The sequence below is a fragment of the Streptomyces sp. NPDC051364 genome, assembly GCF_040682115.1.
Classification (GTDB): domain Bacteria; phylum Actinomycetota; class Actinomycetes; order Streptomycetales; family Streptomycetaceae; genus Streptomyces.
The window spans coordinates 14,606-35,947 of sequence record NZ_JBFBAH010000024.1; the positions used below are offsets into that span (position 1 = coordinate 14,606).

Sequence of the window (21,342 nt, forward strand, 5' to 3'; positions counted from 1 at the left end):
TCTCCGCCGACGGTCAAGGTCAAGGACCGGCACAACCGGGATACCAAACGGGATGTTGACAGATCATCAGGCCGCCTGCATGAGTGTGGGGGCACGCAAGCACCGCCTGTTCCACGGGCAACCTCGCCCATCCGCAGGCTACTTGGGAGGCATGTTGCGCTTTCTTGATGGATACTGCCGCACCCGCCCGCTGCTCCGGCGCGCCGCGCTCACCGGCGCCGCCCTGCTCGCCGTCACGGCCGCGGTGCCGCAGGCCTCTGCCGCGACGGGCGCCACCGAGCGCGGGCCGTCCGGCAGCGGCCTGTCCGCCGTCATCCGGTACACCGAGAACGGCATCCCGCACATCCTGGCCCAGGACTACGCGCACCTCGGCTTCGGCACCGGCTGGGCCCAGGCCGCCGACCAGGTCTGCGTGCTCGCCGACGGGTTCGTGACCGTGGCCGGCGAACGCTCACGCTGGTTCGGCGCCGACGCGGCGCCCGACGGCTCGCTCTCCTCCGCGGCCAGGAACCTCTCCAGCGACCTGTACTTCAAGGGGGTGCGGGAGTCCGGCACCGTCGAGAAGCTCCTCGCCACGCCCGCCCCGGCCGGCCCCACCCGGGACCTCAAGGAGCTGATGCGCGGTTGGGCCGCCGGGTACAACGCCTGGCTCGCCCAGAACAAGATCACCGACCCGGCGTGCAAGGGCGCCGCATGGGTGCGCCCGGTCACCGTCCTCGACGTGGCCTCCCGGGGCTTCGCCGTCTCCGTGCTCGGCGGCCAGGGGCGCGCCGTCGACGACATCGCCGCGGCGCAGCCGCCGGGCCGGGCGGCGTCCGGCGCCGCTGCCGCCCGTACGGAGCCTGCGGCCGGGGCCGACCCGGCGGCAGCCGCCGAGGCCGCGCGGGCCTTCTTCGACACGGGCCGCTACGACATGGGCTCCAACGCGGTGGCCTTCAGCGGCTCCACCACCGCGAGCGGCCGCGGCCTGCTGCTCGGGAACCCGCACTACCCCTGGCAGGGCGGCCGCCGGTTCTGGCAGTCGCAGCAGACCATACCCGGCGAACTGAACGTCTTCGGCGGCTCCCTGCTGGGCACCGCCGTGGTCAACATCGGCTTCAACGAGAAGGTGGCCTGGAGCCACACCGTCGCGACCGGCACCCCCGTCAACCTGCACCAGTTCACCCTGGACCCGGCCGACCCGACCGCCTACCTGGTCGACGGCAAGCCGGAGAAGATGACGCAGCGGACGGTCAGCGTCCAGGTGGCGGGCGCCGATCCCGTCACCCGCACCCAGTGGTGGACCCGCTACGGACCCGTGGTCACCGGCCTCGGCCCGGGCCTGCCGCTGCCCTGGACGGCCGGCACGGCGTACGCGCTGAACGACCCGAACGCCGCGAACCTGCGCGGCTCCGACACCGCCCTCGCCATGGGCAAGGCCCGCACGGTCTCCGGCATCCAGGACGCGCTGAAGCGCACACAGGGCCTGCCCTGGGTCAACACGGTCGCCGCGGACTCGGCCGGCGGCACGCTGTTCACCCAGTCCCAGGTGCTCCCCCGGATCACCGACGAGCTCGCCGCCCGCTGCTCCACCCCGCTCGGCAGGGCCACGTACCCGGTGTCCGGGCTCGCGGTCCTCGACGGCGCGCGCGGCGACTGCGCGCTCGGCTCGGACCCGGACGCGGTGCAGCCGGGAGTGTTCGGCGCGGGGAAGGCGCCGACGCTGCGCGACGCCCCGTACGCCGAGAACTCCAACGACAGCGCCTGGCTGGCCAATGCCGACCGGCCGCTGACCGGGTACGAGCGGATCTGGGGCAGCCTCGGCACCCCGCGTTCGCTGCGGACCCGGGGCGCGGTGGAGGACGTCTCCGCGATGGCCGCCAAGGGCGGGCTGACCGTGGCGGACCTGCAGAAGCAGCAGTTCGCGAACCGGGTGCCGGCCGGCGACCTGGCGGCGGCCGACGCGGCGAAGGCCTGCGCCGCCCTGCCCGGCGGCGCGGCCACCGCGAGCGACGGCCGGCCGGTGGACGTCTCGGCGGCCTGCGCGGTGCTGGCGGGCTGGGACCGTACGGCCGACACCGGCAGCCGTGGCGCGCTGCTCTTCGACCGGTTCTGGCGCAAGCTGACGGCGGGCACGGCGGCCAAGGACCTGTGGCTGGTGCCGTTCTCCGCGGCCGACCCCGTACGCACCCCTCGTACGCTCGACCAGGCGGCGCCCGGGATCGGACGGGCGCTCGCGGACACGGTCGCGGAGCTGCGGGCATCCGGCATCGCGCTGGACGCGCCGCTCGGCGAGCACCAGTTCGTGGTGCGCGGCGGGCAGAAGCTGCCGGTGCCGGGCGGCACCGAGGCGCTGGGCGTGTGGAACAAGATCGAGGCGCCGTGGAACGCGGCCGCCGGGGGCTACCCGGAGGTCGTGCACGGCTCCAGCCACATCCAGGCGGTCGGCTGGGACGGCGGCCGTTGCCCGGTGGCGCGCACGCTGCTGACGTACGGCCAGTCGTCGAACCCGAACTCGCCGTACTACGCCGACCAGACCCGGCTGTTCTCCCAGGAGCGGTGGGTGACCTCGCGGTTCTGCGAACGGGACATCCTCACCTCCCCGCAGCTGAAGGTGGTCTGGCCGCGCGAGCGCCGCTGATCCCGGTCCAGCCTGGGCGGGGCCGGATCGTTCCGGCCCCGCCCAGGGCTCAGGGGCTGACGGCGAGGAACAGGTACGCGGCCAGCAGCACGAGATGCACGCCGCCCTGGAGCAGCGTGGCCCGGCCCGGCGCAATGGTGAGGGCGCTGACCACGACGGTCAGGGCGAGCAGCACCATGTGGATCGGCCCGAGGCCCAGCAGCAGCGGGCCGGACAGCCAGATGGTGGCCAGCGCGATGGCCGGGATGGTCAGGCCGATGCTGGCGATGGCGGAGCCGTAGCCCAGGTTGAGGCTGGTCTGGACGCGGTCGCGGCGGGCGGCGCGGACGGCGGCGAGGGTCTCGGGGGCCAGTACCAGCAGGGCGATGATCACACCGACGACGGCGTTGGGCAGGCCCGCTTTGGCGACGCCCGTCTCGATGGTGGGCGAGACGGCCTTGGCATCGCCGACCACGGCGACGAGCGCGACCAGCAGCAGGCCGAGGCTGACCAGCGCGGCGCGGGAGCCGGGCGGCTCCGCGTGCTCCCCGTCGCCGTCGCCGTCGCCGGAGCCGTCGGGCTTCTTCGCACCGGCCTCGGTGGCGACGGGCAGGAAGTAGTCCCGGTGACGGACCGTCTGGACGGCGATGAACAGCCCGTACAGGGCGAGCGAGGCGAAGGCGGCGAAGGCCAGTTGCGCGGTGGAGAACTCCGGCCCCGGCTTGCTGGTGGTGAACGTCGGCAGGACGAGGCTGAGGGTGGCCAGGGTCGCCACGGTGGCCAGCGCCGCGCCGGAACCCTCGGCGTTGAAGACGGCGACCCGGTTGTGCAGGGCGCCGACGAGCAGGGACAGGCCGACGATGCCGTTGCAGGTGATCATGACGGCGGCGAAGACGGTGTCCCGGGCGAGCGAGGCGGTCTTGTCGCCGCCGTCGGCCATCAGGGTGACGATGAGGGCCACTTCGATGACGGTGACGGCGACGGCCAGGACGAGCGAGCCGAAGGGTTCGCCCACCCGGAGGGCGACGACCTCGGCATGGTGGACGGCCGCCAGCACTGCGCCCCCGAGGCACAGGGCGATCAGGGCCACGGCGAATCCCGGCAGGTCCCGCCCCCAGCTGAATACCAGCGCGAGGAGTGAGACGAGCGGGACCACGACGGTCCAGTCGGTGAAAGGGGACTTGTGTGCTGCCGTACTCATGCCCCCAACCTGCCACGACCGGCATGTTCAGGGCGAATAGGACTGGCCGTGTCATTTCGGTTCCCGTAGGTGGGTGCGGCGGCCGCGGACCCCGTCCCCGGGACCCGCGGCCGCCGCAACCCCGGGCCGGCTACCAGAAGATGACGGCGTAGCCGTCGCCGCCGTCGGTCCCCGGGGAACCGTTCTGGCCCGTGACCGCACCGCCGGCTCCGCCGCGGCCGCCGTTGCCGCCGATGACGGTCCCGGCCGGCGTGGCGACGATGCCGTCGACGGCGCCGCCGCCGGTGTCGTCCTGGGCGTTCAGGCCGGGCCGGGTCAGACCGCCGGTGCGGCAGCTGCTGCCGGTGCCTCCGGCGCCGGGCGTGCCGGGCGCGCCGTCGGTGGCCCCACCGCCACCGCCGCCACCGCCGCCGCCACCGCCGGTGGCCGTGGCGATGATGTCGCCCTGGGACGAGGTCAGGGTGGTGGCCGTACCCGCGGCGCCCACCGTCCCGGCGCTGCCGGGTGCGCCGGCCGAGCCTGCCGCGCCCCCGCCGCCGTGGACGCCCCCGTCGCCGAGCACCACCGTGTAGCTCTTCGACGACTTCACCGGAATGGTGCACCAGACGAAGCCGCCACCACCGCCACCGCCACCGGGGCCGCCGGCACTGTCGTTCGGTGTGCTGCCGCCGCCACCGCCGCCACCGCCGCCACCGCCGGCCCCCCAGGCCTGGATGAACACGGAGGTGACGCCCTTCGGCGCCACGAAGCTGCCGTCCGCGGTGAACTCCTGCAGTCCGTGCACGGTCTTCGTCGCCGGCTTCGACTCGTCGTCCCCGGGCTCCGATCCGTTCTCGTGCCGGCCGTCCTCGTGCCGGCCGTCCTCGTGCCGGCCGTCCTCGTGCCGGCCGTCGTCGCCCCGGCCGTCCTCGTGCCGGCCGTCGTCTCCCCCGAACGGGTCGCCGGATTCCGGCGGCGGCTCCGGCTGGTTCATGGCCGAGGCGATCGCACGGGCGGTGTGGTCGCCGTCCGCTTGGGCCAGCGGGGACATGACGAGCAGCTGGCCGGTGACGGCCGCCGCCGTGAGGGCCGCGACGGCCAGGGCCCGGCGCCGGGAGCGGCGGAAGGTGGTACTCGCGTTCATGACGTCCTTACCTCCCCCGGGCCGCGCACGGCCGGGAGGAGTGGAGTGAGGTGGCTGTGGATGGACCTCGTTGGCCCGCCGCCGTCCATCTCACCGACGCTCTTGCCCGCCCCTTCACAGGCACGGCCGCCCGTTACTCCGGCCGGCCCGCAAGGTTGCTCTGGTCAGGCGACCGCGGTCACACTGCCCGGTCGCGGCCCTCCCAGTACGGATCGCGCAGCCTCCGCTTGTACAGCTTGCCGTTCGGGTCGCGCGGCATCGTCTCGATGAAGTCGACCGACTTGGGCCGCTTGAAGCCGGCCAGCTGCCGCTCGCAGTGGTGCAGGATCTCCGCGGCGAGGGCGTCCCCGGCCACGAAGCCCTCGGCCGGTTCGATGACCGCCTTCACCTCCTCGCCCCAGTCGGCGTGCGGGATCCCGAAGGCGGCGGCGTCGGCGACCGCCGGATGGGTGAGCAGGGCCGACTCGATCTCGGCCGGATAGATGTTCACACCGCCCGAGATGATCATGTCGATCTTGCGGTCGCGCAGGAAGAGGTATCCCTCCTCGTCCATCAGCCCGAGGTCGCCCACCGTGAAGAAGTCGCCGATGCGGTTCTTCTTCGTCTTGCCCTCGTCCTTGTGGTAGCTGAACCCGCCGGTGTTCATCTTGAGGTAGACGGTGCCGAGTTCGCCGGGCGGCAGCCGGTTGCCGTCGTCGTCGAAGATGGCGAGCTCGCTGATCGGCCAGGCCTTGCCGACCGTTCCGGGCTTCTTCAGCCAGTCCTCGGCGGTGGCGAACGCGCCGCCGCCCTCGCTGGCCGCGTAGTACTCCTCCACGCACGTGCCCCACCAGTCGATCATCGCCCGCTTGACGTGGTCCGGGCAGGGCGCGGCCCCGTGGATCGCGTGCCGCATCGAGGAGACGTCGTACGCGTCCTTCGTCTCCTGCGGGAGGGCGAGCAGCCGGTGGAACTGCGTCGGGACCATGTGGGTGTGCGTGCAGGCGTGGCCGTCGATGAGCCGCAGCATCTCCTGCGGGGTCCAGCGGTCCATCAGGACCAGCGGGTGCCCGATGTGCAGGGCGGCGCCCGCGAATTGGAGGACGGCGGTGTGGTAGAGCGGCGAGCACACCAGGTGCACGTTGCCGTCGAACGGGCGGATGCCGAAGATCCCGAGGAAGCCGCCGAGGTACGTCTCCTCCGGGAGCTTGCCGGGCAGCGGGCGGCGGATGCCGCGCGGGCGCCCGGTGGTGCCGGAGGTGTAGTTCATGACCCAGCCGAGGGTCCGCCCGTCGGGCGGTGTTGCGGGCTGTCCGCCGCGGAGCTGGGCGTAAGGGCGGAAGCCGGCGACCGCTCCGACCGCGTAGCGGTGGCTCGCGGGCAGGCCCGCCTCGTCGGCCGCGGCGGTGGCGGCGTCGGCGAAGCGCTCGTGGGCGATGAGGACCTTGGCGCCGGAGTCGGAGACGATCCAGGCGATCTCGGGGCCGACGAGGTGGTGGTTGACCGGGACGAGGTAGAACCCGGCCTGGGAGGCGGCGAGGTAGGCGGTGATGAACTCGACGCCGTTGGGGAGGACGACGGCGAACACGTCGCCCTTCTCCAGACCGGCGGCGCGCAGTCCGTGGACGAGACGGTTCACGTCGGCGTGCAGCCGGCCGGCGCTCCACTCCTCTCCCTCGGGGGTGACGAGTACGGTGCGCTCGGGGTCGGCGGCCGCCTGGGCCCAGAATCCTCCCCCGGACTTCGTCCCGGGGGACCCCCATGGGGGCTGCTGGTCACTCATGCTGATCACGCCTCTCAGGCCCGGCCGGCGATGCGGTTGATGCGGTCGATGGCGCACTCGAAGCCGCTGGTGAGCTCGTCGAAGACGGCCTGGACGCTGCGTTCGGAGTTCATCCGGCCGACGATCTGGCCGACGGGCGTACCGAGCAGCGGCTGGACCTCGTACTTCTGGATCCGGGAGACGGCCTCGGCGACCAGCAGCCCCTGCAGGGGCATCGGGAGCGCGCCGGGGCCGTCCGGGTCGTCCCAGGCGTCGGTCCACTCGGTGCGTAGCTGGCGGGCGGGCTTGCCGGTGAGGGCGCGGGAGCGGACGGTGTCGCCGGATCCGGCGGCCAGGAGCTTCTCGGTCAGCGCGCGGGAGTGCAGGTCCGCCTCGGTGGTGGTGAGCCAGAGGGAGCCGAGCCAGGCGCCCTGGGCGCCGAGGGCCAGGCCGGCGGCGATCTGCTCGCCGCTGCCGATGCCGCCGGCGGCGAGGACGGGGAGCGGGGCGACGGCCTCGGTGATCTCGGGGACCAGGACCATCGTGGCGATGTCGCCGGTGTGGCCGCCGGCCTCGTAGCCCTGGGCGACGACGATGTCGATGCCCGCTTCGGCGTGGCGGCGGGCGTGCTTGGCGCTGCCGGCGAGGGCGGCGACGAGGACGCCGTGGTCGTGGGCGCGCGCGATGACGTCGGCGGGCGGGGAACCGAGGGCGTTCGCCAGGAGTTTGATGGGGTAGTCGAAGGCGACATCGAGCTGGCCCCGCGCGACCTGCTCCATCCAGCCGGTGATCCGCCAGCCGGAGGCTTCGCCCTCGGCAAGCTCGGGGACGTGGTGCTTGGCGAGGGTGTCGCGCACGAACTCGCGGTGGCCGGCCGGGATCATCGCCTCGATATCGGCCTCGCTGATGCCGTCGACGGCCTTCTTGGCGGGCATGACGACGTCGAGGCCGTAGGGCTTGCCGTCGGTGTGCTCCTGCATCCAGTCGAGGTCGCGTTTGAGGTCGTCGGGGGCGGTGTAGCGGACGGCGCCGAGGACGCCGAATCCACCCGCGCGGGTGATGGCCGCGGCGACCGCCGGGAAGGGCGTGAAGCCGAAGATGGCGTGCTCGACTCCCAGTTTCTTGCTCAGCTCCGTCTCCATGGGCGGCAGCATGCCGCAGCTCGGCGGCCGAGGGAAGAGGTTTTCTGATGCATCGTCAGATTCTTTACGGGCCGGTCGGTGCGGGGCCCGCCGTGCCGGCGGGCAGATACTTCGAGAAGCCGATTCGGCGAACAGGAGGCCGCTGATGGAGGAGCACACGGGGGACGAGGAGGCGTGCCGCCGAGGCCCGGGCGGGCCGGAAGCGCCGGGCTCGGGCACGGTGGGGGGCGGGGTGAGCCGGCGGCGGCTCGGGGCTCGGCTGTTGGCGCTCGGCGGGGTGCTCGTCCTGCATGCCGCGCTGCCCGGGGCCGCGGGGGCCTCGGGCAACCCGGCCGAGCGGCGCGCACTCCAGGGGCTGCGCCTGCGGTACGGCTCCGCACGCCAGGCGGGACTCGTCGAGAAGCACCTGGAGGCGGCGGCCGACGAGGCCCGGCGGTTCCTCGGCCCCTCCCCCGAACACCCTTACTACGCCGGGGCCGTGGTGCTCGCCGGCCGGGGCCGCACGATCGCCCTGCACCGCGCGATGGGCGAGGCGGTCCGGTACGCGGACTACGACGGCCGCACCGACCGGGTCCGGGAGTTCCCGGCGGCGCAGCGCATCCCGATGGCCGAGGACACCGTCTTCGACCTGGCGTCGCTGACCAAGCTGTTCACCTCGCTCCTGGCCGTGCAGCAGATGGAGCGCGGGCACCTGGAGCTGGAGGCTCCGGTGGACCGGTACCTGCCCGAGTTCACCGGCGGCGGCAAAGAGCTGATCACGGTCCGCCAGTTGCTCACGCACACCTCGGGGCTGCGCTCCTGGGCGCCGTTCTACCAGCAGTCCACGCGCGAGGGGCAGCTGAGGATGCTGTGGGCCGTGCGCCCGCAGGAGGCCCCCGGGACGGTGTACCGGTACTCGGACCTGAACCTCATAGCGCTACAGCTGCTCCTGGAACGGATCACTGGTCACACTCTGGATCTCCTGCTCCAGGACGAGATCACCGCTCCGCTCGGGATGCACCGCACTCGTTACAACCCACCGCTCTCCTGGCGCCGGGTCACCGCCGCCACGGAGGTGCAACGGCCGCCCTGGTCGGGCCTGGACCGCGGGCTGGTCTGGGGCGAGGTCCACGACGAGAACGCCTACGCCCTCGGCGGCGTCGCCGGCCACGCCGGCGTCTTCGGCACCGCCTGGGACCTGGCCGTCCTCGCCCGCACCCTCCTCGACGGCGGCGTCTACGCCGGCAAGCGCATCCTGCGCCCCGCCTCCGTGGAACTGCTCTTCACCGACTTCAACACCACCTTCCCCGGCGACGACCACGGCCTCGGCTTCGAGCTCTACCAGCACTGGTACATGGGGGCCATGGCCACCCCGCACTCCGCCGGGCACACCGGCTTCACCGGCACCTCCCTGGTCCTGGACCCCTCCACCGACTCCTTCCTGATCCTGCTGGGCAACTCCGTCCACCCCGTACGCACCTGGCGGGCCGGCAGCGCGCCGCGGGTCGCGGTCGGCAACCGCTTCGCCCGCGCCGTCCCGGTCCGTACGAAGCACGGCGGCCCCGCCTGGTACTCCGGGATGGAGACCGGCGGGTCCGGCACGCTCACCCTGCCCCCGCTGACCCCGGCCACGGCCGCCGCCCGGCTGCGCTGCGCCGTGTGGTGGGACACCGTGCCCGGCGAGGGCGCCCTCCACCTGGAGGCCTCGGCCGACGGGGAGACCTGGGAGCCGCTGCCGTTCTGTACGCTGCGGTCCACGGGCGGCGCCCCCGAGCAGTGGCCGCAGGGCAGCGCCGGCGGCTGGTCCGGCCGCATCTGGCACCGCCTGGAGGCCCCGCTCTCCGCATGGGCGGGGCGCCCGGTGCACCTGCGCTTCCGCCACACCGCGACCGGCCGCTACGTCGGCCGCGGGGTGTACGTGGACGTCGTCCGCGTGGCGGAACCGGCCCGCCTCCTCTTCGCGGAGGACCGCCCCGCGGACGCCTCCCGCATCGAGGCCGCCGGCTGGACCCGCTCGACGGACTAAGCGTGGACTAAGCGGCCTCGGGGCAGTGGGGTGCGTTTTCGCGTCGTCCGGTGCGGTGCATCGCAAGGCGGAGCGGCACGCCTGTACTGGACGTACCAGGGTGCTGCGACAACGCGGCGAGGCGCCGTGCCGGGCGGCGCGGGGACGTGCCCCACTTCCCCGAGACCGCTCAGTGCCGCGTCAGGCCTGGCGGACCAGGCAGAAGGGGTGGCCCGCCGGGTCCGCGTAGACGCGCCAGCCGTCGGGGCCGGCATCGGCGCGGGCGTCCAGCAGAGTCGCACCGCAGGCCAGCACCTGCTCCTGCGCCCGGTCCAGGTCCGGCACGCCGAAGTCAAGGTGGAACTGCTGGGGGTGGGCGGGGTCCGGCCAGCGCGGCGGACGGTGGTCCGCCACCCGCTGGAAGGCGAGCACGAGACCCGACGGGGCGTGCAGGGTCGCCCATTCCTCGTCGACCGACCACCGCGGGTCCGGCTGGTTGACGGCTCCACCCAGTACCGCCCGGTAGAACTCGGCAAGCCGCAGCGGATCGGGGCAGTCCAACACCACACACTGGAGTTCGGCGATCACGGCTCGATCCTAGAACCGCGCACCTCCCTGCGACCGTCGACGAAGGGGACCGGCGGCATAAAAGCCGTACCCCGTGCCGTTGACGTTCGTTGAGTTTCGTTGACTGTTCAACCCCGCACGCACCTCGACAGCGAAAGCAGGTACAGGCAATGGCGACCACCGACATCGACTGGGACCACCCGAAGGACCCCAAGCCGGGCACCTGGCAGCTCGACCACGTCAAGCAGTACGTCGCATCGAACGGGGCCGAGGGCCACGACTGGAACGGCACCCAGACCCTGCTGCTCACCACCGTGGGGCGGGTCTCAGGCAACGCCGTGCGCACCCCGCTCATCTACGGCGAGGCCGACGGCCGCTACCTCATCGTCGCCTCCAAGGGCGGCGACGATGAGCACCCGCTCTGGTACAAGAACCTGACGGCTCACCCCGAGGTCCGCATCCAGGTCGGCCCGAAGATCCTCCAGGGCACGGCCCGCACCGCGACGCCCGGGGAGCACACCGCGTACTGGCCCGTGATGGTGAAGCACTGGCCCGCGTACGACGAGTACCAGACCAAGACCGACCGCGAGATCCCGATCGTCGTCATCGAGCCGGTCGGCCCCACCGCGTAACGGCGGTCAGTGCCCCAGCACCGCCATCGCCGCATTGTGGCCGGGGACCCCGCTGACGCCGCCTCCGCGCACGGCGCCCGCGCCGCACAGCAGGACGTTGGCGTACGGGGTCCCCACCCCCCAGCGGCCTGCCGCGCCCTGATCTTCCGCGTACGGCCAGGACAGGTCCCGGTGGAAGATGTGCCCGCCGGGCAGCCGCAGTTCGCGCTCCAGGTCGAGCGGGGTCTTGGCCTCGATGCACGGCCGCCCGTCCGCGTCGAACGCCAGGCAGTCGGTGATCGGCTCGGCCAGGTGCGCGTCCAGCTGCGCGAGCGTGCCGGTCAGCAGCACCTCCCGCGCCCCCTGATTGTCCTTCTCGAACAGCCGGGCCGGGGTGTGCAGGCCGAACAGGGTCAGCGTCTGGTACCCCTGCTCCACGAGCTCCGGCCCGAGGATCGAGGGGTCGGTCAGCGAGTGGCAGTAGATCTCCGAGGGCGGTACGGACGGCAGTTCCCCGGTGGCCGCCTCGGCGTAGGCCCGGGCCAGCTCCGCGTACCCCTCGGCGATGTGGAAGGTGCCGCCGAAGGCCTCCCGCGGGTCCACCGAGGTGTCCCGCAGCTGCGGCAGCCGCCGCAGCAGCATGTTGACCTTGAGCTGCGCGCCCTCGACCGGGGGCGCCGGATCCGCCTCCCCCAGAAGCTCGCCCAAGGCCCGCGGAGAGGCGTTGACCAGCACCGTTCGTGCGACGACCCGTCCCTCGCCGGTCGCCGTACGGAACGTCACCTCGGCCGGCGCCCGCCCGTCCGTCTCGATCCGGAGCACCTCGTGCCCGGTGGCGATCTCGGCCCCGGCCGCCCGGGCCGCCGCCGCCAGGGCGTCGGTGAGCGCGCCCATCCCGCCGACCGGAACGTCCCAGTCCCCCGTCCCGCCGCCGATGACGTGGTACAGGAAGCAGCGGTTCTGCGCGAGCGAGGCGTCGTGCGCGTCCGCGAAGGTGCCGATCAGGGCGTCCGTGAGTACCACTCCCCGGACCAGGTCGTCGGCGAAGTGCTCCTCGACGGCCCGCCCGAGCGGCTCCTCGAACAGCATCCGCCAGGCCGCCTCGTCGTCGATCCGGGCCCGCAGCTCCGCGCGTGTGGGCAGCGGCTCGGTCAGCGTCGGGAACACCCTCTCGGCGAGCCGCCCGGTCCTCCCGTAGAAGGCGCGCCAGCTCTCGTACTCGCGCTCCGAGCCGGTCAGCCGCGCGAACGACTCCCGGGTGCGGGACTCTCCGCCGCCGACGAGCAGCCCGCCGGGCCGGCCGTCGCGCTCGACGGGGGTGTACGAGGAGACCGTGCGCTTGCGGACGGCGAAGTTCAGCCCCAGGTCGCGCACGATCTTCGCCGGGAGCAGGGACACGAGGTACGAGTACCGCGAGAGCCGGGCGTCGACACCGACGAAGGGGCGGGTGGAGATCGCGGCGCCGCCGGTGTTCCCGAGCCGCTCCAGGACCAGCACCGAACGGCCCGCCCGGGCCAGGTACGCGGCGGCGACCAGTCCGTTGTGCCCGCCGCCCACGATCACGTCGTCGTATACATCGTGCCCGAAGCTCGTCATGGCTCTTGGTAACACACCTGGCCGAGCCGCTCCAGACAGTGCGCCTCGTCGGCGTGGGCCGCCACCGTGTCCGGATGGTCGTCGCCGAGGGAGCGCTCGCGGATGCCGGAGAGCTCCCGGTACACCGGCAGGGCCTCGTCCCAGCGGCCCAGCCGGCCGAGCCCGACGGCGAGTTCGCGGCGGCTGACGAGGGTGTCCGGGTGCTCGGAGCCGAGCGCCTTGGCCCGGGCCGCGGCGACCTGCCGGGCCTGGGCCACCGCCTCCTCCCAGCGATCCAGCCGGCCCAGGTTGACGCCGAGGACGTGCCGGGCGCGGAGCGTCTCGGGGTCCGCGGCCCCGTACGCCCGGGTGCGGTCGCGGACCAGGCCCCGGAACAGGTCCAGGGCCTGGTCGGCGTGCCCGGTCCGGCCGAGCGCGATGCCGACCTCGTAGCGGGCGGCGAGGGTGTCGGGATGGTCCCGGCCCAGCACCCGTTCCCGTACGGCGGCGACGTGGCGGAACCCGTCCAGGGCCTCCTGCCAGCGCTCGAGGCGGCCCAGCGCGTACGCGACCTCGTACCGGGTCAGCAGCGTGTCCGCGTGCTCGGCGCCCAGCACGGCCGCCCGGTCGGCGGCGACCTCGGCGGAGGTGCGGTGGGCGTCCGCGAACCGGCCCAGCGCCCCGAGGGTGCAGGCGAGGTTGTGGCGGCAGCGCAGCGTGTCGGGATGGAGCGGGCCGGTGCTGCGTTCCCGGGCGACGAGCACCGCACGGTAGACGTCGTGGGCCTCGCGGTGGCGTCCGAGCCGGCCCAGTTCGTACGCCGCCTCCTGGCGCGCCGCGAGGGTGTCGGTGTGGTCGGCGCCGAGCACCCGGGTGCGCCCCTCGGCGACGGCTTCGTACGCGGCCAGGGCCTCCTCGGGCCGGCCCGCGCGGCTGAGGGCGAAGGCGCGGGTGTGGCCGGCGGCGAGCGCGTCGGGGCCGGCCCCGTCCAGGCCGGTCCCGTCGGAGCCGAAGGCGTACGGGACCCCGTACGGCGCGGTGAGCCGCGGGTCCTCGGCGGCGGCGGGGCGCAGGATCCGGTGCTCGCCGCTGGGGCGGCCGGCGGTCCAGGAGCCGGTGAGCACGGCCCAGGCGCCGCTCGCGGGGCGGGCGTCGATTCCCGCCTTGCGGCCGGCGGTCATGCCGTCGGCCCAGGCGGGCAGGGGCGCTTGGGCGCCGGGCAGACCGCCGGGGCCGACGCGGTCCTCGACGAGCCGCCGGTGCAGGTGGCGGGCGTCGCCGGGGCGGTCCTCGGGGCGCTTGGCCAGCAGGTCCAGGACCACCTGCTCGAAGTACTCGGGCAGCTCGGGGCGGTGCTCGCGCAGCGGTACGGGCGCGCTGTCGCGGTGGCCGACCAGCACCGACCAGGAGTCGCCGAGGTCGAAGGGCGGGGCGCCGGTGGCGATCTCGTACAGGACGCAGCCGAGGGAGTACAGGTCGCTGCGGTGGTCGACCTCGCCGCCCGCGATCTGCTCGGGCGACATGTAGTGCGGGGTGCCCATGGCCATGGCGCCGCCGGTGAGTTTGGCGGTGAAGCCGATGTCGTGGGCCAGGCGGGCGATGCCGAAGTCGCAGATCTTCACCGTGCCGTCGGTGAGCCGCATGATGTTGGCCGGTTTCAGATCGCGGTGGACGACGCCCTGGTCGTGGGTGTAGCCGAGGGCGGCGGCCAGCTGCTCCGCGATGTCGACGACCACGTCCACGGGGAGCGGGCGCGTCTCGTTGTCCTCCAGGAGCTGGCTCAGGTTGCGGCCGTCGAGGAGTTCCATGACGAGGTAGAGCGGGCCGCCCGCGGCGCTGTCGTCGCCGAAGTCGTGGACGACGGTGACGCCGCGGTGCTGGAGGGAGGCGGCGACGCGCGCCTCGCGGCGGAAGCGTTCGCGCAGGACCTGGGTGAAGTGGTTGTCCTGCTCGGGCCCGAGCGGCTTGAGGCATTTCACTGCGACCTGCCGGCCGAGCGACTCGTCCCGGGCGCGCCACACCTCGCCCATGCCGCCGCGCCCGATCAGATCGAGCGACCGGTAACGGCCCTGGATCAGTCTGGACTCCGCCATGTCTTAAAGCCGCCCCCGTTGTCGTGCTCCGTCTACGCCCTCCCCGGCCGGTCCAGTATGGCCGCTGATGTACGCAGTGTGTACGCCGAGGGGCGGCTGCCGGGGCCCATGCGGCGCATCGCTTTCAAGATGTGACCTGGCGGCAGCTGCCACCGCAGACCTGCGGGAATGCTGCGCAGCAGGGTACCGGTGAGGCGCAGGCGACGGGTGATGACGGGCGCCGGTGGCGCCGCCCGCCCGTACAGCCGGTGCGCGTAGCCGGGAAGGGAACCGTAGGCCAGTTCCGCGACCGGGCGCCACAGCAGGTTTCGGCCAGGGACGAGGGGGGAAGGGACGGGCGGGCTGCGCAGGAAGGCGTCCACGGCTCGGGCGTCGGGGCCGGCGGCGAGCTCGGGGCGGACCTTCTCGAAGTACGCGGCGAGGGCTGCCGTGTCGGCCGGGACGTGGGCCGGGTCGAGGCCGACGAGGCGGGCGTTGACGCGGTTCTCGTCGACGTAGCGGTCGGCCTGGGCGGGGGTGAGGGGGACGCCGGAGCGGCGCAGGATGTGCAGGAAACTGTCGATCTGCCCGCAGTGCACCCAGAGCAGCAGCTCGGGGTCGTCGACGGGGAACCGCTCGCCGGTGGCGGGGTCGGTGGCGGACAGGCTCCGGTGGATCCGGCGGACGCGGGCGCCGGCGCGTTCGGCGGCCTCGGTGGTGCCGTAGGTGACGGTGCCGACGAAGTCGGCGGTGCGGATCAGCCGGCCCCAGGCGTCGGAGCGGAAGTCGCTGTTCTCCACGACCCCGCGGACGGCGCGCGGGTGCAGGGCCTGGAGGTAGAGCGCGCGGATTCCGGCGATCCACATGACCGGATCGCCGTGGCACTGCCAGGTGACGGACGCGGGCCCGTAGAGCCCCGGGTCGGCCTCGGGCGGGGTCGGTGCGCTCCCTCGCTCGGGCGGGGTCGGTACGCTCCCCCGGGTCGCGGCCATTCCCGTACCTCCCGTACGTCCTGTGTCGCCCGTAACTCCCGTACGCCTCCCGTGCCCCGCGTGCCGGGGCGGCGCTCGGCCACCCCTCCGCTCCAGCCTAGCCGCGGCGGACCGGAGCAGGGGCACAACAGGTCAGGCGGCCGGATTGCCGGGCTGGTCGTGCGTCGAGCAGTGGATGCCGCCACCGCCGGACGCGATGGTGTCGATCTTCACGGGCACGATCTCCCGCCCGGGGAAGTGCTCCTGGAGGATCCCCCTCGCCCGGTCGTCGGCCTTGGCATCCCCGAACCGGGGCATGAAGACGGCCCCGTTGGCCACGTAGAAGTTCGCGTAGGTGGACACGAACGCGTCGCCGCGGCCGGTGATCCTGTCGAGGTCCGGCTGGGGCAGGTCGACGACCTCGAGGCGCTTGCCGCGCGCGTCGGTCGCGTCCTTGAACACCGTCCTCGCCTGGTCGGCCGCGCGCGACCACACGTCGGGCGAGGTACCGGGGAACGCCTGGTCCAGGAGGACGACGCCCGGGGCGGTGAACCGGACGAGGCTGTCGACGTGTGCGTCCGTGATGTCCTGGCCGCGCACGCCGGCGAGCCAGATCACCTTCTTGATGCCGAGGGTGCTCTTGAGCTCGGCCTCGACCTGGTCGCGGCTCTTGCCGGGATTGCGGTTCTCGTTGACCACCGAGCTCTCGGTGACCAGCAGGGTTCCCTGGCCGTCGGTCTCGAAGGAGCCGCCCTCGGCGACCAGCGGAGCCTGTACGCGCCCGATTCCGTCCTCGGCGAGCAGGGCGCGGCCGACCTGGGCGTCGTTGCGGTGCTCCTGCTTGTTGCCCCAGCCGCTGAAGTTGAAGTCGACGCCGAGCAGCCTGCCGGGCTCCTCGACGAACACCGGCACGGTGTCCCGCGCCCAGAGGTCGTCCACCGGGACCGGGATCACCTCGACCTGCGAGCCGCACGCCTTCTGCGCCGCCGCCTGCTGGTCGGGCCGGGCGAGCAGCACGACGGGTTCGTACGCGGCGACCGCGCGGGCCACGCGCGCGATGTCCTCCCGCACCGCGGGCAGCTGCTCGTACCAGACCCGCTCCAGTGCGGGCCAGGACATGAACGTCCGGGTGTGGCTCTCCCACTCGGCGCCGAACCTGCGCTTCTCCGCCGCGCCGGGGGCGGGCGGGGTGCCGGCTCCGGGATCGGCCGGCTCGGCAGGAGCGCAGGCGGCGGCTCCGGCTCCGAGGGCGAGTGCTCCGCCGATACCGGCGAAGGCGCGCAGGGCGGCACGGCGGGACAGGGAGGAAGGGGGCACAGAAGGCTCCTGCGGTGACATGGCCCCAACTGTCACACTGACTGGATATTCAGTCAATTCGTCGGACCGGGGCGTACGGGGGGCAATGGGTACCCAGGTAGGGTGTCGGCTTGTGGCGGATCGTCGAACAGCAATCTTGGAAGGAGCCGCGCGGGTGATCGCCCGTCGCGGCGTGCGCGGCCTGCGCGTGGAGGAACTCGCCGCGGAGGCGGGCGTGTCCACGGCGTTGATCTACTACCACTTCAAGGACCGCGCCGGGATCCTGCGCGCGACCCTGGAGTTCATCAACGACCGCGCGGGACGGTACACCACGGAGCGGGAGCCCGACGCGCCCCCGCTCGACGCCCAGGGCGAGCTGGAGGAGACCCTCCTCCTCGAGTTCCAGGACAGCCCCGAGGTACGGGAGAACAGCACGGCCTGGGGAGAGCTCCGGGCGAGTGCGGTCTTCGACCCCGACCTGCGCGAGGACCTGGCCCGTGCCACGCTCGTATGGGTGCAGGAAGTGGGCGAGCTGCTGGGCCGCGTCCGGCCCATGGCGGGCGCCGCGGCGCTCGCCGGAGCCGCCGAGCGGCTGACGGCCCTCGTGGAGGGCCTGAGTTCGCGCTGGCTCAGCGGCAGCCTGCCACTGGCACACGCGCGCGAGCTGATGACCACGGCCATCGCGGCCGAGCTCCGGCACCTGGCACAGCCGGACCGGTAGCGGCACCAGGGCCCCCTCCAGCTCACCCACCCCGCCGCAGAGGCCGGCCGCTCGTCCGGCCTCTGCGACGGGCGGGTTTCTCGCACTCTGCATCTTGACTGAATTTTCAGTCAGTGTCAGTGGTAGTAGATCAGCGAGGTGGACACCCCCGCCTCGGCGGCGAGCTCTCCGACGCGAAGTCCGCGCACGCCGCGACGCGCGATCACTCGCGTGGCGGCCCTGAGTATTTCCGTTCGACGGTCTGACACGAGGGGTCACTCTAGCCGCGGAGCCGGTCACCTGGGGCTATTTCCTGACCAGATCACCAGGCGCGCTTTCCGTGCGTCGGCGCCGCGATTCTGCCTGGTCAGAGGCAGATCACAGCAGTACCGGTGATCAGTACGACAGCGTGTCCACGCCTCACCGGACGCGCCGTCGGCCGATTCGGCAACTCATCGACCAGAACCATTGACTGAATTTTCAGTACGGAGGAGGATGCGGGGCACGCAGCCCCACCTCCCCTTCCTCCATGCTGACTGAATATTCACACAGGAGTGATCATGACGGATTTCCGGATGCCGGCCGAGTGGACCGAGCTCGAGGGCTGCCTGATGGCCTGGCCAACGCGGCAGGAGCTGTGGGGTGACGTCTTCGACGAGGTGAAGTGGGAGTACGCACAGGTCGCGAGCGCGATCGCGCAGTTCGAGCCGGTGACCATGGTGGCGCTGCCCGGAAACGGAGCCGAGACCCGCGAGCGGTGCGGGGAGGGCGTCACGGTGGTGGAACTGCCGCTGGACGACTCCTGGTTCCGGGACTCCGGCCCGATCTTCGTGCTCGGCCCCGACGGACAGCGCGCGGGGGTGGACTTCCGCTTCAACGCCTGGGGCGGCAAGCACCACCCGTACGACACCGACGACAAGATCTCGGCCGCCCTGCTGGAGCACCTCGGCGTGCAGCGCATCGCATCCCGGATGATTCTCGAAGGCGGCGCGATCACCGTCGACGGCGAGGGCACGCTGATCACCACGGAGCAGTGCCTCCTGCACCCCAACCGCAACCCGGGGATGAGCAAGGAGGAGATCGAGGCGGAGCTGATCGCCCGCCTCGGCGTCACCAAGGTGATCTGGCTGCCGTACGGCGGTCTGCTGGACACCGAGACGGACGGGCACGTGGACGGGGACTGCGCGTTCGTCGCCCCCGGCAAGGTGGTCGTCCAGCTGCCGAGCGACCCGGAGCACCCCGACCACGAGCGGATGCGGGTGAACCGCGCCGTCCTGGAGGACGCCACCGACGCCGCCGGGCGCCGCCTGGAGATCATCGACCTCCCGCAGAGCGCCTTCGTCGAGGTGGCCGGCCGGGAGACCGAGGTCGGCTACCTGAACTTCTACGTCGCCAACGGCGGGGTCGTCGTCCCGGTGGCGGACGTCCCCGAGGACGAGGGGGCGCTCGCCGTCATCGCCTCCGCGCTGCCCGGCCGCAAGGTCGTCGGCGTCCGCTCCCGCGTGATCGCGTACGGCGGTGGCGGCGTCCACTGCATCACCCAGCAGGTCCCGTCCCCGGTGTCCGTCGCCACCTCCCGCTGAGCATGGAAGAGAGAGCCCCGATGCCGAGATCCCTTCCCTGGTCCGGAACCCGCAGGTCCGCGCTCCGGCGGGCCCCGCACCGGCCGTCCGCGCTCCGGCGGTACGCACTGCCGGCCGCCGCCCTGGCCGCGGTGTCCCTGGTCGCCGCCTGTTCCGGCCCGCCCAAGGACCGGCCCGGACCGCCCGCTCCACCCGGCCCGCCTCGGGCGCCGCCGATCCGGCCCTCGTACGGGAAGCCCTCGCCGCGGAGGTGCCCGTGGACCACTTCCCGACCCGCGCCGTCCCCCGCGGCTGACCGTCAGTCCTGGACGATGGTCCAGGGGCGCATCAGGTCGTCGTCTTCGTGCTCGAGAAGGTGGCAGTGGTGGACGTAGGTCGCCGGGAACTCGGTTCCGCTGTCCGGAATCGACGCGATCGTTTCCGTCGGCGGGCTGAATTCCCGGCAGATGATTCTGGTCACCGTCTCCGGATAGGACTTGACCGTGTCCTTTTCGGAGAGCGCTTCGTCAGGGTCCGGCGGAATCGCCGGGCCGGTGAAGTACTTCTCCAGCACCGGAATGTCCTCCGGTTTGCGGCCACCGTCGATCCACTTCTCGTAATCCGCCTGGTAGGCGGCTGCGTCGATCGGCTGCCTGTTCAACACCTGGAAGTTGACGAGGTGGACATGCATCGGGTGGGCGTCGTGGTTGGGATTGATGTACTCCCAGATCTCGGTCGAGCCCGCCTTGATGAAGTCCTGCGACGGCTCCATGAACGGCACCGCGTTGAACGTCATGGTGCTGAAGAGCTTGTGCTGGTACACGACCCATTGCCGCCGACGGGTGTCCGGCTTCGGCACGATGGGTTCGGCCGTGGGCAGCTTGAGGTCCTTGGGCGGAGTACTCCTGTCCGGGCCTCCGGACAGTCGCTTGGTGACCCGGAACTGCATGATTTCCGAGATCTGCGGCCCTTGGCCCGGCATGCCGGGGTAGTGGACCGGCGCGTGGTAGTTCGTCATCGTAATGTTCGCGCCCATGGGCATCTGGCTGAAATCGACGATCAGGTCGTATCGCTCGGCCGGCCCGATCAGGAAGTTCAGCATCTGCAACGGAGCACGGAAGCCGCCGTCGGTGCCGATCAGCCAGAACGGCAGGTTGGGCTGAAGCAGTGCGTCCGTGGGAGTGTCGAACCTCAGCCGCCAGAAACGCTCGTTCGAAGCGTTGAGAATGCGCAGCCGGTAGCGTCGCGGCTCGACGGCCAGGAAGGGGTACGCCTTTCCGTTGACGACCGGGGTGTCCTCGCCCTCCTGCAGGGTCATGGTGTAGGCGAGCGAGCCGTCCGGGTTGAAGGTCCGGTCCTGCAGGATGAGGGGGACCTCGAATTCGCCGTGCGGCAGCCCGAGCTGCTCATCCTCCGGGTCACGGATGACGTAGAGACCGGCCAGGCCCGCATACACGTTGAGGCTGGTCATCCCCATGCCGTGATCGTGATACCAGAGCAGGGACGAACGCTCGTGGTTGGTGTAGGCGCAGATCGCCTCGTTGGGTTTGGCCCGGCTCGGGTCCAGGGTGGTGTAGGACTCGGCGTGGATGCCGTCCGGGCTGAACGAATGCAGCGGCATGCCGTCGGACTGCGGCGCTGTGAAACCGCCGTGCTGGTGTACGACGTTCCAGACGTTGACGTTCGAGGGGAAAGGCAGCATGGGCTCGTAGGGCGGCGGAGGGATCGGGGTGAGCTCGGGGTCCCCGGTGCGAATGCTGTCGATCACGGATTGGAACAGGTGGGTGGTCGGCAGGTGGTTGCGGTACTTGACGACGGTCGGGTGGTCCTTGTTGACGCTGATGGTCGGCCCGAGATAGCCCATGCCGATCGCCTTGCGGGGACTGTGCGGGTTCTTGGCCCAGTAACCCCACACCGTTGCCGGCCCGAGATCCCGGTGGAATTGCCAGGAGCCCTGCCGCATCGTGTACTCGTAGTAGTCGGCGCCCGGATAGACGGAAGGATCCGGGATGGCTGTCACCGGCGTGGGCAGCGCGTCGACGTACTTCGTCAGCGGAGGGGTCTTCGGCACCGCGGTGTCCGCAGACCCTGATCCGTGACCGTGACCGTGACCGTCCGATGCATGCGCCGGCGTTCCCAGAACACCCTGCGGAAGCATGGCCGCACCCCCCATGGCGCCGGCCATGAGGAAGTTCCTT

The 21,342-nt window shown here is 72.4% G+C and carries 15 protein-coding genes and 1 pseudogene; 5 read left to right on the top strand and 11 right to left on the bottom strand.

Going from position 1 to position 21,342, the window contains the following annotated elements; all coding sequences use genetic code 11:
- The first annotated feature begins 151 nt into the window (after positions 1-151).
- The gene (locus AB0M76_RS32820) at positions 152-2,620 is read left to right on the top strand and encodes a penicillin acylase family protein (protein WP_365956399.1); all 2,469 of its coding nucleotides are present in this window, start codon (positions 152-154) and stop codon (positions 2,618-2,620) included.
- 49 nt (positions 2,621-2,669) lie between these two features.
- Here AB0M76_RS32820 and AB0M76_RS32825 read toward each other — a convergent pair whose 3' ends face one another.
- The 4 genes from AB0M76_RS32825 to AB0M76_RS32840 form a co-directional block, all read right to left on the bottom strand.
- A complete protein-coding gene (locus AB0M76_RS32825; RefSeq protein ID WP_365956400.1) occupies positions 2,670-3,800 on the bottom strand; it encodes an ionic transporter y4hA in 1,131 nt (376 codons plus the stop codon).
- Positions 3,801-3,930: 130 nt separating this feature from the next.
- The gene (locus tag AB0M76_RS32830) at positions 3,931-4,923 is read right to left on the bottom strand and encodes a hypothetical protein (protein ID WP_365956401.1); all 993 of its coding nucleotides are present in this window, start codon (positions 4,921-4,923) and stop codon (positions 3,931-3,933) included.
- A 178-nt stretch (positions 4,924-5,101) separates the two neighbouring features.
- Positions 5,102-6,685 carry an acyl-CoA synthetase gene (locus tag AB0M76_RS32835; RefSeq protein WP_365956402.1) on the bottom strand — a complete coding sequence of 528 codons (1,584 nt, stop codon included), beginning with the start codon at positions 6,683-6,685 and terminating at the stop codon, positions 5,102-5,104.
- A gap of 14 nt (positions 6,686-6,699) precedes the next feature.
- On the bottom strand, positions 6,700-7,806 hold the full coding sequence (locus tag AB0M76_RS32840) for a nitronate monooxygenase family protein (protein WP_365956403.1): 1,107 nt from the start codon (positions 7,804-7,806) through the stop codon (positions 6,700-6,702).
- Between the two features lie 145 nt (positions 7,807-7,951).
- Between AB0M76_RS32840 and AB0M76_RS32845 the strand changes: the two genes are divergently transcribed.
- The gene (locus tag AB0M76_RS32845) at positions 7,952-9,811 is read left to right on the top strand and encodes a serine hydrolase (protein WP_365956404.1); all 1,860 of its coding nucleotides are present in this window, start codon (positions 7,952-7,954) and stop codon (positions 9,809-9,811) included.
- Between the two features lie 180 nt (positions 9,812-9,991).
- Here AB0M76_RS32845 and AB0M76_RS32850 read toward each other — a convergent pair whose 3' ends face one another.
- Positions 9,992-10,378 carry a VOC family protein gene (locus AB0M76_RS32850; RefSeq protein WP_365956405.1) on the bottom strand — a complete coding sequence of 129 codons (387 nt, stop codon included), beginning with the start codon at positions 10,376-10,378 and terminating at the stop codon, positions 9,992-9,994.
- 149 nt (positions 10,379-10,527) lie between these two features.
- Here AB0M76_RS32850 and AB0M76_RS32855 point away from each other — a divergent pair, with 149 nt between their 5' ends.
- Positions 10,528-10,989, top strand: a complete 462-nt coding sequence (locus tag AB0M76_RS32855) for a nitroreductase family deazaflavin-dependent oxidoreductase (RefSeq protein WP_365956406.1) — start codon at positions 10,528-10,530, stop codon at positions 10,987-10,989.
- Positions 10,990-10,995: 6 nt separating this feature from the next.
- Here the strand turns inward: AB0M76_RS32855 and AB0M76_RS32860 are convergent, their stop codons facing one another.
- The 4 genes from AB0M76_RS32860 to AB0M76_RS32875 all read right to left on the bottom strand — a co-directional run bounded on the left by AB0M76_RS32860 (position 10,996) and on the right by AB0M76_RS32875 (position 16,903).
- On the bottom strand, positions 10,996-12,564 hold the full coding sequence (locus AB0M76_RS32860; RefSeq protein WP_365956407.1) for an NAD(P)/FAD-dependent oxidoreductase: 1,569 nt from the start codon (positions 12,562-12,564) through the stop codon (positions 10,996-10,998).
- Positions 12,561-14,636 (bottom strand): serine/threonine-protein kinase, encoded by a 2,076-nt coding sequence (locus AB0M76_RS32865; protein WP_365956408.1) that lies wholly within the window; start codon positions 14,634-14,636, stop codon positions 12,561-12,563. Before AB0M76_RS32865 ends, AB0M76_RS32860 begins: the two co-directional genes overlap by 4 nt.
- 32 nt (positions 14,637-14,668) lie before the next feature.
- Positions 14,669-15,607, bottom strand: a complete 939-nt coding sequence (locus AB0M76_RS32870; RefSeq protein ID WP_365956409.1) for an oxygenase MpaB family protein — start codon at positions 15,605-15,607, stop codon at positions 14,669-14,671.
- Positions 15,608-15,739: 132 nt separating this feature from the next.
- Entirely contained in the window at positions 15,740-16,903 is a 1,164-nt protein-coding gene (locus AB0M76_RS32875; RefSeq protein WP_365956410.1) for an agmatine deiminase family protein, read from the bottom strand.
- Positions 16,904-17,015: 112 nt separating this feature from the next.
- On the opposite strand from AB0M76_RS32875, the gene AB0M76_RS32880 reads away from it, so the two are divergent.
- Positions 17,016-17,603, top strand: coding sequence for a helix-turn-helix domain-containing protein (locus tag AB0M76_RS32880; RefSeq protein ID WP_365956411.1), 588 nt, complete (start codon positions 17,016-17,018; stop codon positions 17,601-17,603).
- Positions 17,604-17,722: 119 nt separating this feature from the next.
- Here AB0M76_RS32880 and AB0M76_RS32885 read toward each other — a convergent pair.
- A pseudogene (locus AB0M76_RS32885) lies at positions 17,723-17,851 on the bottom strand (helix-turn-helix domain-containing protein); the annotation flags it as partial.
- Positions 17,852-18,142: 291 nt separating this feature from the next.
- Here AB0M76_RS32885 and AB0M76_RS32890 point away from each other — a divergent pair.
- Positions 18,143-19,165: an agmatine deiminase family protein gene (locus AB0M76_RS32890; RefSeq protein WP_365956412.1), complete on the top strand. Its 1,023-nt coding sequence runs from the start codon at positions 18,143-18,145 to the stop codon at positions 19,163-19,165.
- Positions 19,166-19,463: 298 nt separating this feature from the next.
- Here the strand turns inward: AB0M76_RS32890 and AB0M76_RS32895 are convergent, their stop codons facing one another.
- Positions 19,464-21,329, bottom strand: coding sequence for a multicopper oxidase domain-containing protein (locus AB0M76_RS32895; protein WP_365956413.1), 1,866 nt, complete (start codon positions 21,327-21,329; stop codon positions 19,464-19,466).
- Between the last annotated feature and the right edge of the window lie 13 nt (positions 21,330-21,342).